The following is a 15,925-nucleotide window of genomic DNA, read 5'->3' as shown; positions in this document are numbered from 1 at the left end:
TTTGTTATTTAGAATAAATATAAATAATTATGAGTAAAGCAATATATATAGCCACTAGCGATTACAATAGTGGTAAATCGATTATTACGCTCGGGTTGATGAGTATCTTAATTGGTAAAACGGCCAAAGTAGGATATTTTAGACCTATAATTGAAGATTTTGTTGATGGTGAAGTAGACAATCATATCGAGACGGTTTTGTCGTATTTTAACCTCGATATTGATTTTAAAGATGCTTATGCCATTACCAAAAGCCAGTTAATTAAGAAAAAGAATAAAGGTAAGATTGGAGAGGTCTTAGATACAATAATAGAGAAATACAAAAAACTAGAAGAACGTTTCGATTTTGTTTTGGTTGAAGGTACAAGTTTTACTGGCGAAGGAACTTCTATCGAATTAGATTTAAACGTTTTAATTGCTAAAAACCTTGGAATTCCCACCATAATTGTAAGTTCTGGAGTGGGGAAAACCTTAGAAGAATTTCTAGATAGTTTATATCTGGTTTATGATTCTTTCAAACTAAAAGAGGTTGAAGTTTTATCTGTTTTTGCCAATAAAGTACAACCTGAGAATATTGAGCTGGTGACGAGCAGTTTACAGAAAACTTTGCCTTCGCATGTTTTGGTAAATACGATTCCACTTATTTCAAGCCTGAATAATCCAACCATGCAGGAAATTGTAAATGTTTTGGATGCTAAAGTCTTATTCGGAGAAAATTATTTAAATAATGAAATTGGACATTACAGCGTTGGAGCGATGCAGCTTCATAATTATTTGGTTCATTTGAATGATAACGCTTTAGTAATTACTCCAGGAGATCGTTCAGATATTATTTTAGGAGCTTTACAAGCAAATGAATCTGCAAATTATCCAACAATCTCAGGAATTATCCTTACGGGAAATATTGTTCCAGAAGAAAGCATTCTAAAGCTTATTGAAGGACTTTCTGCGATTGTGCCAATTATTGCGGTTGACGGCGGAACTTATCATATTACCAACAAAATTGGTTCAATCAAATCGGAGATTTATGCCAATAATACACATAAAATAGAAACGTCAATAACAACATTCGAGAAATACGTTGATAACGAAGCGCTGTCTGAAAGATTGATCACTTTTGTGGCTGAAGGTATGACACCAAAAATGTTTCAGTACAATATGGTCAAAAGAGCCAAACAACATAGAAAACACATTGTATTGCCAGAAGGAAATGATGACAGAATCATTACTGCAGCATCAAGATTGTTAGATATGGATGTGGTTGATATTTCAATTATTGGAGATAAAAAACAAATTGAAAATAAAGTAGTTGAACTTGGAATTACATTTGATTTTTCTAAAGTAAATATTATCAATCCTAAAGAATCTGAACTTTACGAAGATTATGCTAATACGTATTATGAGCTAAGAAAAGCGAAAAACGTAAGTATAACGATGGCAAGAGATTTAATGGAAGACGTTTCGTATTTTGGAACGATGATGGTCTACAAAGGACACGCAGACGGAATGGTATCTGGTGCCGCACACACTACGCAACATACGATTTTACCAGCATTACAATTCATTAAAACAAAACCCAATTCATCCGTAGTTTCTTCTGTATTTTTTATGTGTTTAGAAGACAGAGTTTCTGTTTTTGGAGATTGCGCCATCAATCCAAACCCAACGGCAGAACAATTGGCAGAAATCGCAATTTCGTCTGCAGAATCAAGTTTGACTTTCGGAATTGAACCTAAAATAGCGATGCTTTCTTATTCTTCAGGATCATCAGGAAAAGGAGATGAGGTTGACAAAGTAAGAACAGCAACAGCAATTGTAAAAGAGAAAAGACCAGATTTAAAAATTGAAGGTCCAATTCAATACGACGCTGCTGTGGATTTAAGTGTCGGAAAAAGCAAAATGCCAGATTCAGAAGTGGCAGGGCAGGCGAGCGTACTTATTTTCCCTGATTTAAATACAGGAAATAATACTTATAAAGCCGTTCAAAGAGAAACCGGAGCTTTGGCCATCGGACCAATGTTGCAAGGTTTAAATAAGCCCGTAAACGATTTAAGCCGTGGTTGTACCGTTGATGACATTATCAATACAGTTGTCATTACAGCGATTCAGGCGCAAGGAATGTAGATTCAATTAAAAATTAAGAATTAAAAAATCTTAATTTTCAGTAAATAAAAAATAAACTTAGTGACTTAGCGCCTTTGTGGCAAATAAAAAAAAATGAAAATACTTATTATAAACTCAGGAAGTTCTTCAATTAAATATCAATTAATGGTCATGCCAGAAAACGAAGTAATTTGTTCGGGGATGATTGATCGAATTGGTTTAGAAACTTCAAATATTACTTTTAAAACAGCCATATCTTCACAGGAAGAAATGTTGCCAATTCCGAATCACAAAGTAGGTTTACAAAAAGTAGCCAATATGCTTTTAGATGCAGAAAAAGGAGTGATTAAATCAACTTCAGAAATTGCTGCTGTGGGGCATCGTGTCGTGCATGGCGGAAGCGATTTTAGCGATACGGTAAAAATTGATGATAAGGTAAAAGAAAAAATCAAACAACTTTTTGAATTGGCACCATTGCACAATCCAGCTAATTTAGAAGGAATTAATGTTGCTGAAGAAATTTTCAGTTCAGCTGAGCAAATTGCAGTTTTTGATACGGCTTTTCATCAGACAATGCCAGAAGTGGCTTATAAATATGCTATTCCAAATTACCTTTTAACTGAAAACAAAGTACGTGTGTATGGTTTTCATGGAACCAGTCACAAATATGTTTCTGAAAAAGCGATTCATTATTTAAAAGATAATTCTAAAATAATTACCATTCACTTAGGAAACGGTTGTAGTATGGCCGCAGTTAAAGATGGAAAATGTATTGATACTTCAATGGGATTCTCGCCTTCAAATGGTCTTATTATGGGAACTCGTGCAGGAGATATTGACCAGTCTGTGGTGTTTTATATGATTAAAAATTTAGGATATACTCCAGACGAGGTAAATGCTGTTTTACTGAAACAAAGTGGTATGCTTGGACTGACAGGTTACAGTGATTTACGTGATATTGAAGCAGAAGCAGAAAAAGGAAATAAAGATTGCAAGCTGGCATTACAAATGAATGCATACAGAATCAGAAAGACAATTGGGGCTTATGCTGCAGCTTTAAACGGATTAAATGCGATTGTTTTTACAGCCGGAATTGGAGAAAATTCTTCTTTCATGCGTAAGTTAATCTGTACTGATATGGATTATTTCGGAATCGAAATTGATGCAGAAAAGAATCAAATTCGTTCTAAGGAATTAAGAGAAATCAATTCTGAAAATTCAATCGTAAAAGTTTTGGTGGTTCCAACAGACGAAGAATATGAAATCGCCAATCAGGTTTATCAGTTATTAGAAAATTAAGCCTTTAAGTTAAACTTCAACAATGGCAAAAATCATTGCGGTATTATTATTTTCGATATTTCTTTTTCTTTCATTAATTCATTTTTATTGGGCTTTTGGAGGAAAATGGGGAACAAAAGGTGTTTATCCGACTCCTGATGTACAAACTCCTCCAAGAAATCCAGGAATAATGGCTACATTGATTGTTGCCATTGTTTTGTTTGGGTTTGGTGTTTTTTATTTAATAAAAGTCAGAATGCTTTTAGTTGAGCTGCCTTTCTGGCTAGATAGGTATGGACTTTGGATTCTAATTGCAATATTCGCTGTAAGAACAATCGGAGATTTCAAATATCTTGGCTTTTTCAAAAAAGTAAAAAACACCAAATTCGGACAAAATGATACTAAATATTTTGCTCCATTATGTTTGGTAATCAGTATGCTAACAGCAATTTTGTTAGTGATAAACTGATTCTGTTCTTCTTTTTTAAATCCAAAAATTAAATATTTTGTGAGTATATTTGGGTTTAAAAACGAATATCTTGAAATCGATCCTATTTAAATCAGTTTTCTTCTTTTTCATCGCTTTACAACTTCAAGCACAAGAATTACTTCCTTTTGTAGAAAATTACAGTAAATCTGATTATCAGGGAGATAATCAAATCTGGAACGTCGCGCAAGGAAATGATGATGCGATGTATTTTGCCAACAATCACTATTTGCTTCGTTATGACGGAGTAAAATGGGAAAAATATACACTTCCAAACAAAACCATCATTAGATCTATTTTGATTGAAGGTGATAAAATCTATTCTGGCTCTTATAAAGAATTTGGTTATTGGCACAGAAAAAACGGAACAATGCACTATGTTTCGATAACTAAAAATCTAAGATTGTTTGACGAGAGAGATAATGAAGAAATCTGGAAAATTTTCAGGTTTAATGGTTCGCTTTATTTTCAGTCTTTCAATGATGTCTTTATTTATAACGGAAAAACGATTAAAAAAATAAAATTTCCTTTTCTTATTTCGTACTGTTTCGGTGTAGATAAAAACCTTTATGTTGCTTCTGTGCAGGATGGGATTTTTAAAATGAATGATAAGTACATTTCTAATCCAAAAGGATGGAATGTTCTTAAAAAGACAGTTGTTCATGCCATCGAAAAGTATGAAAATAAGACCTATATATTTACACAGAAGAAAGGGGTTTTTATTGTAGAGAAAGATGGACTAAAAAGTTGGGACAATCCGATAAATGAAACTTTAAAATCGGCTACTATAAATGTGGCGAAATTTATAAAAGGAGAAAAATTAGTTATCGGAACAGGAAATAGAGGAATTATTATTCTGGATCTAAAAAACAATTCCTATCAAAATATTGAGCGTGACAATGTTTTAATGAATAATTCGGTATTAAGTATCGGATTTGATAAAGAAAATGATTTGTGGGTTGGACTTGATAATGGTATTGCACATGTTGAGGTCAATTCTCCGATCTCTTTCTTTTATGATAATTCAGGACTTTTAGGTTCAGTTTATTCTGTTGCGCCTATAAACAACGGTTATTTAATTGCTTCAAATCACGGAATATTTGAATATAGTGCTGGGAAATTCAATATGATGCCCAACACGCAGGGACAAGGCTGGAATATTTCTTTAATAAATGGTAAATATATTATAGGGCATAATGATGGAACTTTTTCATACGAAAATGGCGTCTTGACCAAAATAAACGGAGTCAGCGGAGGTTGGAACATGTCAAAAAGCAGTATCAATGACACTTATTTCCAGTCCACTTACAGCGGTATTTTGGTTTATAACGATGCTTCTGATCTTTCTCATTATAAAATTATCAAGGATCTGGCAAAACCTATAAAATATGTAGCCCAGAACAAAAAGAATGAAATTTGGGCTGCAGATAATTATCGTGGTTTGTACCGTGTTTTGTTAGATGATAATTTCAACACTTTAAAAGTTGATAATGTTACGCAGCAAAGTAAAATAAAAAATGATTTTGGTATAAAAATCTTCGAATTCAGAAAAGAGATTCTCTTTCTTATAAATAACTCCTGGTATACATATAATTCGATTTCCAATAAATTACAGGAAAATGAATTGTTTAATGAAAACTTTAAAAATGTAACAGATATTATTTCGATAGATGAAGATCATTTCATGGTGCTGCAAAATGGAATTCTGTATCATATTTATGTGAAAGGAAATAAATTCATCTGGAACATTATTCAGGAGAAATATTATAAAGGGAAATTGATCAATGAAAATTTGAGAATCTTTAAAAAAGACAATTATTACCTTTTTAATCTCGATGACGGATTTATTTCGCTTAAGCTGAAATACGAAAACAGACAAAATTCAAAAATTAAGATCGAAGCTTACAGTAATGATGTTTTAGTTCCGAATGAATCGAAAATTAAATTCAATACCGAATTAAAAATTGATGCTATTTCTGGAATTTATGGAGCGAGCAAACCCAATTTGTTTTATAAACTCGATAAAGCAAAAGATTTTGTACCCATTTCTGACGGATTGATTATCTTGAATAATTTAAGTAGTGGTTATCATAGTGTAGAAATATTTAAACATGACGGAGCAACTTATGATAAAGTATCTTTTTATAAGTTTAAAGTTGCCGAACCGTGGTACTTTTCATTTTGGATGATTCTTCTTTATTTATTAATAATTGGAGCTGTTTTATTTTTCTATTATAAATGGAATAAGTTCCGATACATGCAAAAACTAAAACTTCAAGCCGAAGAATTAAAACACCAGAGGGAAATTCTGGAAATGGAGTTGAAAAAAGAAAATGAGCTTAATCTTCAAGAATACGAAAAACATATTCTTGAACTTGAATTACAGTCAAAATCTTCAGAAGTAGCTGGAAAATCTTTATCAATTGCTAAGCAGACTGAGATGATTGATAAAATTCAGGGAATTCTGGAAACAGAGAAGGACTTTTCTAAACTTAAAAGTGAAATCAAAAAAGCAATTAAGATTAATGAAGTAAATAAACACGAATGGGAAATATTTGAAACCAATTTGAATCAGATCCATAATGAGTTTATTATAAATCTTTCTAAAAAATACCCACATTTAACTCCAAAGGATATTAAGTTGTGTGTTTATCTTAAAATGAACCTTTCTTCGAAGGAAATTGCTCCTATGATGAACATCTCTTTTAGAGGTGTAGAATTGCATAGATATCGTCTCAGAAAGAAGTTAAACCTCACACAAGAGGAAAACCTGTCGAAATTTTTATTAAGTCTGTAAGATTTGATTTTATTTTTTACAGATATTCTATTTTTAGATCTCTATTTTTACATAATTCTAATACATCATTACTACATCATAACGTTGTGTTAAAGGAAATTCATTGAAATGTATGGTTTTGATAATCAGTATTTTATTTGTTAATTTTAACACAATGATGTAGCTGTGTTGTAGTGGTGTATGATGTACTACAACGTTGTAATTGTTTAATTTGGCTCTACTAACTTAAACGATTACGTACTGTATGAAAAATTTTATTTTTAGCTTTTTAGCTCTCTTGTTGCTGCCTACATATATGATGGGGCAAGCTCAAGCAATTAAAGGGAAAGTAGTTGACGGCAGCGGAATGGGAATTCCAGGAGCAATTATTGCTTCCTCTGATGCTAGGGCAACTGCAGATGCAGATTTCGACGGAAACTTTACAATTAATGCAAAACCTGGAGACATTCTAAAAGTTTCTATGCTAGGCTTTGATTCGGTTTCTTTACCGGCTACAGCCGCACCAATGACTATTACTTTAACAGAATCAAGTGATACTGCCTTAAAAGAAGTAGTGGTAATTGGGTACGGTACAAGAAAGAAAATTGATAATACTTCTGCTGTAAGTTCTTTAAAATCAGAAGAAATTACAAAAATGAAGGTAGCTAACGCGACTCAAGCTATTCAAGGTAAAGCGGCTGGGGTTCAGGTAACTGCATCTAATACTCCTGGAGGAACACCTTCAGTAATTATTAGAGGGGTTGGTACTGCATTAGGAGGTAGAAATCCTTTGTATGTTGTTGATGGTATGCCAACGGATAACATTAATAACATCAACACAAATGATATTACTTCATATGAGGTTCTAAAAGATGCGTCTGCTCTTGCAATCTATGGTACTAGAGGTGCAAATGGTGTTATCATGATCACAACTAAGACAGGTAAAGGTAAAATGACTGTAGATATTGACAGCTACAGCGGATTTAAAACTGCCTTGAAGAAAGTAAAAATGGCTAACAGCGAAGAATACGCTCGTTATAGTAATGCCGCTTTCAACGATCCAACAAAATTTTCTTTGAATCAGCCAATCAATACAAATTGGTATGATGAAATTACAAGAACAGGTACTTTTTCAGAAAATAACATCGCAATTTCTGGTTCATCAGAAAACGTTAAGTACTTTTTAAGTGCGGCAAATTACCAAGAAAAAGGTATTTTGAACGGAACTGATTATTCTCGTACTACTGTTAGAAGTAATAATGAATATAAAATTTCTGAAAAACTTAAACTAAGCCAAAATTTCAGTGTAAGTTCTATTAAGAATACACCGCAACCACTATCTGCATTTACATCTGCATATAGACAATCTCCAATAATTCCTGTGCGTTATTCTAATGGAAAATATGGTGTGCCGTTTGTAAATAATGGAGTTGCAGCTCAAACTGGTTCTCAATTTAATTCAGTTGGAAACCCTGTAGTAGCTTTAGACTACAATAATGAAAAACAACAAACTGTTATTTTACAAGGAGGTTTAAAATTGGATTATGATATTTCAAAATCTTTAAAATTTACATCTCAATTTAATGGAGAATTCTATACCTATAAGCAATACAATTATGTTGATAATTTAGCTTTATGGTTAGCAGCAGATCCAAACCGTATTGCGTCAGCTTACGATACAAATAGTTTGAATACTAATACTTTGACAAGAAATAGAGACCAATATTTCAATTGGAACTTATCTAACTATTTCACTTATAATAAGATATTTGCAGAAATTCACGATGTAGAAGTTACTGCTGGTATCGAAGCAAACGTTATTGGTACTAGAGAAAAGCTTACGATTACTAGAAAAAATGTTGAGTCTAATTCGAATTATTGGGCTTTAGATAATGTGCCTTATGCAAATAATGTTGTAGGATATAATGATGTAGCGTTAAATCAATCTAAGTTATCATCTTACTTTGCACGTTTCCAATACAAGTTAATGGATAGATATTTGTTCACAGGTACTGTAAGACGTGACGGATCATCACAATTTTCTGAAGGTAACCGTTGGGGAACTTTTCCATCATTCGGTGCTGGATGGATTGTTACAAAAGAAAGTTTTTTAAGCGATGTTAAAAACCTTAATTTATTAAAAATTAGAGGTTCTTGGGGTAGATTAGGTAACCAAAAAGTGCCATTAAACAATCAAACTTTTACATCTGGTTTAAATTATGGACCAAATTCAGGTTCAGGTATTACTGTAGATTCATCTGTGGATCCAAATTTATCATGGGAGATTGTTGAAGAACTTTCTGGAGGTTTTGATATTGAAATGTTTGACAGCAGATTAAAAGGATCTTTTGATGTGTATGACAAGAATACAAAAAATGCAATTTTATATGTTTTACCATATTCAACTTCTGGACTTACTCAAAGAACAGCTACACACGTAGGAGAAGTATCTAATAAAGGTTATGAAATTGCTTTACGTTGGGATGATAAAATAAACGATAACTTAAGCTACTGGGTTGGAGGTAACTTCTCTCACAATCAAAATAAGTTAGCAAGTTTAAATAATCCATCTATTGCTCCAATTGTTTCAGGAAGCTTAGGAAACGGACAAAATACAAAATTGCTTGACTTTACGTCTGTTGGACGTCCTATTGGTAGTTTCTACATGTACGAATATGCGGGAGTAGATCCAGCAAATGGACAAATGTTATACTACAATGCTAATGGAGACAAAGTTGCTCAAGGAGCTTTAAACGAGGTTAACGATAAAAAATATGTGGGTTCAGTTTTACCAACTACTAACTACGGTGTTACTTTAGGTTTAACTTACAAAGACATTGACTTTTCTGTTGATGGTTATGGTACTGGAGGAGCAAAAGTTTACAATGGTAAAAAAGCACAACGTTTTTCTGGAGAAAATGTAGAAGCTTCTCTAACAAGAGATTTTTGGACTCCAACAAATACGACAGCTTCAAATCCAGCTCCGTTTAATCAAGTTCCAGTTGCTTCAACATATTATTTAGAATCAGCAGATTTCTTTAGAATCAATAACATAACTGTAGGATATAAACTTCCAATTAGAGAAAATAGCTTTATTAATTATTGCAGAATTTACGTAAATGCTATTAATCCATTTATTACACAAAAATTCTCAGGATTATCACCAGAAGCATTAGGAGATAATGAATTAGTGACAGGTACTCAGGGTGTTGAGCTTGACGCTTACCCATCATTGAGATCATTTGTTATTGGAGCTAATTTAAAATTTTAATATTATGAAAAAAATATATATATCAATGTTTTTACTTTCTGGACTTTTCTTTGCAGGATGTTCAGATGACTTTTTAGATGTGGATCAAACGGATAAAATTCCAGTTGATATAAATTATCTAAATACAGATAGTAAAGCGACAGAATTGGTTACTTCAATTTACAACCAATTTCTTTCTTGGGACATGTCATCTTTTGGATGGAACGCCGTAACAAGTATAATTTCTGATGATGCTGATAAAGGTTCTGATCCTGGAGATACTGGAACTGATAAAGATGTTATGGATGCCTTGACTTACAATGCTTCAACACCATCTTTTGAGAGTGTTTGGAAAGCTAATTATGCAGGAATCAACAGATGTAATCAAGCATTAACTTATTTACCGCAATTAGATAAAGTTACTCCAGCATTGAGAGACAGATTAATTGGAGAAGCAAAATTCATGAGAGCTTTTATGTACTTTACATTAGTAAAAGGATATGGGGCTGTTCCTATTGTTGACCGTTTAACAAACACACCATTAACAGCAGAAGATAAAGAAATGCAGTTGACTCGTAAACCAGTTGCAGATGTTTATGCTTTAATTGTGAAGGATTTGACAGAAGCATCAGCATTACTTCCTGAAAAATCTGCTTATTCAGGTAATGATAAACAAAGAGTATCTAAAGGTTCTGCTTATGCATTATTAGCAAAAGTAAATTTATACGAAAAGAACTGGCAGAATGTAGTTGATAATTGTGATAAAGTTACGGGTTACTCTTTAGTTTCAGATTATTCATTACAATTTAAAAAAGATGGAGAATTTGGTTCTGAATCAATTTTCGAAATCAACGGTGTTGGATCACCAACATCTGACCAAAAACTTGGAATTGGTAATTACACAGTTTCTCAAGCACCACGTGGTAATGGTGGATGGGGTTGGGGCTTCAATACTCCAACACAAGGTCTAGCAAATGCTTACGAACCAGGTGATGTAAGAAGAGCGGCTACAATTATTTTTAGAGGTTCAGTTTTATATGATGGTAGAGTTGTGGCTTCTACTGTAACTAATCCAATGTATAATTATAAAGCTTATTCATCAGATTTTTACAATGTTGAATTTACAGATACAAATCTTAGATACTTAAGATATGCAGAAGTTTTATTGATGAAAGCTGAGGCTTTAAACGAATTAGGACAAACTGCAGGAGCAATTCCATTGTTGAATCAAGTTAGACATAGAGCTAATTTAGGAGACACACCAGCTGTATCACAAGGAGATGTAAGAACAGCGATCTGGAAAGAAAGAAGAGTAGAACTTGCCTTTGAACACGACAGATGGTTTGATTTAATTAGAACAGGTCAAGCACAAGCAGCGATGACTGCAGATGGTAAAAACTTTGTTGTTGGAAAACATGAATTATGGCCTATTCCAACATTCTTTATCAGAGAATCAGTTGGATATTCAAGTCAAAATCCTGGAGGATATTAATTTATAATCTTTAAAATCACTTCCTTCAATTTTCTGAAGGAAGTGATTATTTATTACAATCTCAAAATCTTCATAATGATTAGAATTTCAGTTTTATTTTTAGCTTTTGCATTTTTTGGTTGCGGATCGAAAGAGAAGTCAAAAGAAATTACACAGGAAAATACTTCTGGCGTTGCTGCATTAACAGATGAACAGCTTTTAGATACTGTTCAAAAACAAACATTTAAATACTTCTGGGATTATGCAGAACCAAATTCTGGATTAGCCAGAGAACGTTATCATCCGGATGGAAATTATCCTGAAAACGATTCCAATATCGTAACAACAGGAGGTTCAGGTTTTGGATTAATGGCTATAGTTTCTGGTATGTCTCAAGGATATATCACTAAAGAAAAGGGGGTAGAAAGACTGAACAAAATTGCAGATTTTTTAGGCAAAGCAGATCGTTTTCACGGAGCATGGTCACATTGGATTGACGGAAATACAGGAAAAGTAAAACCTTTTGGAACCAAGGATAATGGTGGCGATTTAGTCGAAACTTCATTTTTGGTTGCGGGAATGATTACTGTTCGTGAATATCTTAAAGATGGTTCTGAAACAGAAAAAGCAGTTGCCCAAAAATACGATGCACTTTGGAAAGGTGTAGATTGGAAATGGTACACCAACAATAAAAATGTTTTGTACTGGCATTGGTCGCCAAATTATGCTTGGCAAATGGATTTTCCTTTAAAGGGATATAATGAATGTTTAATTACTTATGTAATGGCAGCATCTTCGCCAACACATTCAATTGATGCAAAAGCGTATCATGAAGGCTGGGCGAGAGGCGGCGAAATTGTTTCTCCAAAAACAAAATACAATTTGCCTTTAATTTTAAAACATAATGGGGCAGAAGAATTTGGCGGACCATTATTTTGGGCGCATTATTCTTATGTAGGTTTAGATCCAAATCAATTAAGCGATAAATATGCTAATTACTGGGATTTAAATGTAAATCAGACCAAAATCAATTATCAGTATTGTGTAGAAAATCCAAATAAAATTCCGGGATATGGTCCTGAATATTGGGGTTTAACAGCATCGTATTCCAGAAATCCAGATGGTTCTGTAGGGTACAATGCACATATGCCGAGCAACGATCAGGGTGTGATTTCACCAACTGCTGCTATCAGTTCAATTGTGTATACGCCAAAAGAATCCATGACCCTTATTCGTAATTTATATGAAAATCATAAAAAAGAAACTTGGGGAGATGCAGGGTTTTATGATGCTTTAAGTTTAGGAAATAAATGGGTTGCAAAACGTTATCTAGCAATTGATCAGGGACCTGAAGTAGTAATGATTGAAAACTACCGAACAGGTTTATTATGGAAATTATTTATGAATGCACCTGAGGTAAAACAAGGTTTAACAAAACTTGGATTTAAATCTGGGAAATACGGAATTTAAAGGTGAGCACGAAATATAAATTAGCTTTTTTATTCGCTTTGTTGTCTCTTTTTGGCTTTAGCCAAAGCGAAACAACTGGAAAGATTAATACCGTTATTATGGCGAAGTACGAGCTTGGTTATGTGTTGCATAAGCCAGCAAATACAAAAGAGAAAAAGCCTTTAATAGTTTTTATTTCTGGTGATGGAGAAAAAGGAACTGATCTTGAAAAAGTAAAAATCAACGGGCCTTTAAAATATCTAAAAACACATCAATTAGATGCCTATGTTTTAGCTCCTCAATGTAAAGAAAATGAGGATTGGGACATAGAATCCATTTATCAGTTGATTGTGAAAATTCAGAAAGAGAATAAAATTGATTCAGAAAGAATATATGTTACTGGTTTGAGCTCAGGAGGTTGGGCTTCTTGGAATTTGGCTTTTGCACATCCGGATCTATTTGCAGCAAACGTACCTGTCGCTGGTTTTGTAGATTTAATTCAGTTAGAACACGCTTGTGAAATAGCCAATATTCCAACCAGAATTTTCCACGGATTATTGGATGATGTTGTCAATGTAAATTATGCGATTACGATTTACAAAGAATTGAAAAAATGCAATGCAAAAGATGTAAAGCTGACCATTTTTGATGATGCAAATCATGACAGCTGGACAAGAGTTTATGATAACAAGGAAATCTACGACTGGATGTTTCAGCAAAGAAAAACGAATACAAACAAATAAATAGAATAGAATGAAAAACAAATTAGTCTTACTTTTTTTAGGATGTGCTGTTTTGGGCTATGCTCAAAAGAAGACGCCTAAAAATACAGTGAAAATTAAACCAAAGTCTGAATTTGTGGCGGAGTTAATGTCAAAAATGACTTTAGACGAGAAATTGGGTCAGTTAAACTTGCCAACATCTGGTGATATCACCACAGGACAGGGAAACAGCTCAAATGTGGCAAAAAATATTGCTGAAGGAAAAGTGGGCGGTTTGTTCAACATTAAATCAGTTCAAAAAATCAAAGAAGTACAGAAAATTGCGGTTGAAAAAAGCCGTTTAAAAATTCCGTTGCTTTTTGGTATGGACGTTATTCACGGTTACGAAACAACATTCCCAATTCCGTTAGGATTATCTTGTACTTGGGATATGGGCTTAATCGAAAGAAGTGCGCAAATCGCTGCTAAAGAAGCGAGTGCAGACGGAATCAACTGGACATTCTCTCCAATGGTTGACGTTTCTCGTGATCCAAGATGGGGAAGAGTTTCTGAAGGTTCTGGAGAAGATCCATATTTAGGAAGCCAGATTGCAATAGCAATGGTAAATGGATATCAACAACACGATCTTTCTAAAAATAACTCAATATTAGCCTGTGTTAAACACTTCGCATTATACGGAGCTCCTGAAGCTGGACGTGATTACAACACAGTAGATATGAGCCACATCAGAATGTTTAACGATTATTTTCCTCCTTACAAAGCAGCAGTTGATGCTGGTGTAGGTTCTGTAATGGCTTCTTTCAACGAAGTTGACGGAATTCCTGCAACTGGAAACAAATGGTTAATGACAGATGTTTTAAGAAAACAATGGGGTTTCAAAGGATTTGTAGTGACAGATTATACTGGAATTCCTGAAATGATTCCTCACGGAATGGGAGATCTTCAAGATGTTTCGGCTTTGGCTTTAAACGCTGGTGTTGAAATGGATATGGTTGGTGAAGGTTTCTTAGGAACTTTGAAAAAATCTTTAGATGAAGGAAAAGTAAAAATCGAAACAATTGACAATGCGGTTAAATTGATTTTAGAAGCAAAATACGATTTAGGATTATTCCAAGATCCATACAAATACTGTGATGAAAAAAGAGCTAAAACAGAGATTTTCACAACAGATAGCAGAAAAGAAGCGCGTTCAATCGCTGCACAATCTTTAGTTTTACTTAAAAACCAAAACCAGCTTTTACCACTTAAGAAATCTGGAACTATTGGTTTAATCGGACCATTGGCAGATGCTAAAGAAAACATGCCAGGAACTTGGAGTGTGGCTACAAAAATGGAAAATGCCGTTTCTTTATTGAGAGGTATTAAAGAAGTTGCGGGAGCTGGAACTAAAGTTTTGTATGCTAAGGGAAGTAACTTAGATTACGATGAAACTTTCGAAACTAACGCAACAATGTTTGGAAAAACATTACACCGTGATGCCCGTACAAAAGAAGATTTATTAGCGGAAGCTTTAAAAGTAGCAGAACAGTCAGATGTAATTGTTGCCGCTTTAGGAGAATCTGCAGAAATGAGTGGGGAATCTAGTAGCCGTACAAACTTAGAAATTCCACAAGCGCAAAAAGATTTATTAAACGCATTATTAAAAACAGGAAAACCAGTAGTTGTAGTTTTATTCGACGGACGTCCGTTAGTAATTACAGAAGAAGAAAAAACAGTTCCTGCAATCTTAAACGCTTGGTTCGCTGGTACAGAAGCAGGTTATGCTATTGCTGATGTTTTATTTGGAGATGTAAATCCTTCAGGAAAATTAACTTCAACTTTCCCAAGAAGTGTTGGACAATTACCAATTTATTACGCACACAAAAATACAGGAAGACCGCTTTCTAATACAGAAGGGAAATTCGAAAAATTCAGATCAAATTATATTGACGAAAGAAACGAGCCTTTATTCCCATTCGGATTCGGATTAAGCTACACGACTTTTGATTATTCAAACATCAAAATTTCTTCTGATAAAATGAACCCATCAGGAAAATTGAAAGTAACAGTTGATGTAACAAACACTGGAAATTTTGACGGAAAAGAAACCGTTCAATTATACATTAGAGATTTAGTGGGTTCAGTAACAAGACCAGTTAGAGAATTAAAAGGTTTTCAAAAAATTACACTTAAAAAAGGTGAAAAACAAACAGTAAGTTTCGATATTACTGTTGAAGATTTAAAATTTTATAACTCTGATTTACAATTCGTAGCAGAGCCTGGGCAGTTTGATATTTTCATTGGAGGAAACTCAAATGCCGATAAGAAAGTTAGTTTTGAGTTAACTAAATAGTTGGTTTATTGATTAGTAATTAGCCCTTCGCGTTGGTAAGTGAAGGGCTTTTTTTCTA

9 protein-coding genes are annotated in these 15,925 nt (G+C 33.6%); all 9 read left to right on the top strand.

Annotation, left to right across the window (positions count from 1 at the left end):
* Positions 1 to 29: 29 nt before the first annotated feature.
* The 9 genes from pta to bglX all read left to right on the top strand — a co-directional run bounded on the left by pta (position 30) and on the right by bglX (position 15,867).
* On the top strand, positions 30 to 2,123 hold the full coding sequence (pta, locus tag NQQ59_RS04455; protein ID WP_144214010.1) for a phosphate acetyltransferase: 2,094 nt from the start codon (positions 30 to 32) through the stop codon (positions 2,121 to 2,123).
* 93 nt (positions 2,124 to 2,216) lie between these two features.
* Entirely contained in the window at positions 2,217 to 3,401 is a 1,185-nt protein-coding gene (locus NQQ59_RS04450) for an acetate/propionate family kinase (RefSeq protein WP_144214008.1), read from the top strand.
* 22 nt (positions 3,402 to 3,423) lie between these two features.
* Complete coding sequence (locus NQQ59_RS04445; RefSeq protein ID WP_144214006.1) at positions 3,424 to 3,849, top strand: DUF3995 domain-containing protein; 426 nt, start codon at positions 3,424 to 3,426, stop codon at positions 3,847 to 3,849.
* Positions 3,850 to 3,919: 70 nt separating this feature from the next.
* The gene (locus NQQ59_RS04440) at positions 3,920 to 6,664 is read left to right on the top strand and encodes a helix-turn-helix and ligand-binding sensor domain-containing protein (protein ID WP_144214004.1); all 2,745 of its coding nucleotides are present in this window, start codon (positions 3,920 to 3,922) and stop codon (positions 6,662 to 6,664) included.
* 244 nt (positions 6,665 to 6,908) lie between these two features.
* Entirely contained in the window at positions 6,909 to 9,914 is a 3,006-nt protein-coding gene (locus NQQ59_RS04435) for a SusC/RagA family TonB-linked outer membrane protein (protein WP_144214002.1), read from the top strand.
* 4 nt (positions 9,915 to 9,918) lie between these two features.
* Positions 9,919 to 11,385: a RagB/SusD family nutrient uptake outer membrane protein gene (locus tag NQQ59_RS04430; protein WP_144214000.1), complete on the top strand. Its 1,467-nt coding sequence runs from the start codon at positions 9,919 to 9,921 to the stop codon at positions 11,383 to 11,385.
* Positions 11,386 to 11,460: 75 nt separating this feature from the next.
* On the top strand, positions 11,461 to 12,834 hold the full coding sequence (locus NQQ59_RS04425; RefSeq protein WP_144213998.1) for a glucoamylase family protein: 1,374 nt from the start codon (positions 11,461 to 11,463) through the stop codon (positions 12,832 to 12,834).
* 2 nt (positions 12,835 to 12,836) lie between these two features.
* Positions 12,837 to 13,556, top strand: coding sequence for a carboxylesterase family protein (locus NQQ59_RS04420; RefSeq protein WP_144213996.1), 720 nt, complete (start codon positions 12,837 to 12,839; stop codon positions 13,554 to 13,556).
* Between the two features lie 10 nt (positions 13,557 to 13,566).
* The gene (gene bglX / locus NQQ59_RS04415) at positions 13,567 to 15,867 is read left to right on the top strand and encodes a beta-glucosidase BglX (RefSeq protein ID WP_144213994.1); all 2,301 of its coding nucleotides are present in this window, start codon (positions 13,567 to 13,569) and stop codon (positions 15,865 to 15,867) included.
* Positions 15,868 to 15,925 lie beyond the last annotated feature (58 nt).

The sequence above is a fragment of the Flavobacterium panacis genome, from assembly GCF_024649945.1.
Classification (GTDB): domain Bacteria; phylum Bacteroidota; class Bacteroidia; order Flavobacteriales; family Flavobacteriaceae; genus Flavobacterium; species Flavobacterium panacis.
Note: the sequence above shows the minus strand (reverse complement) of the source record. Positions and strands in the feature narration are given on the sequence as shown.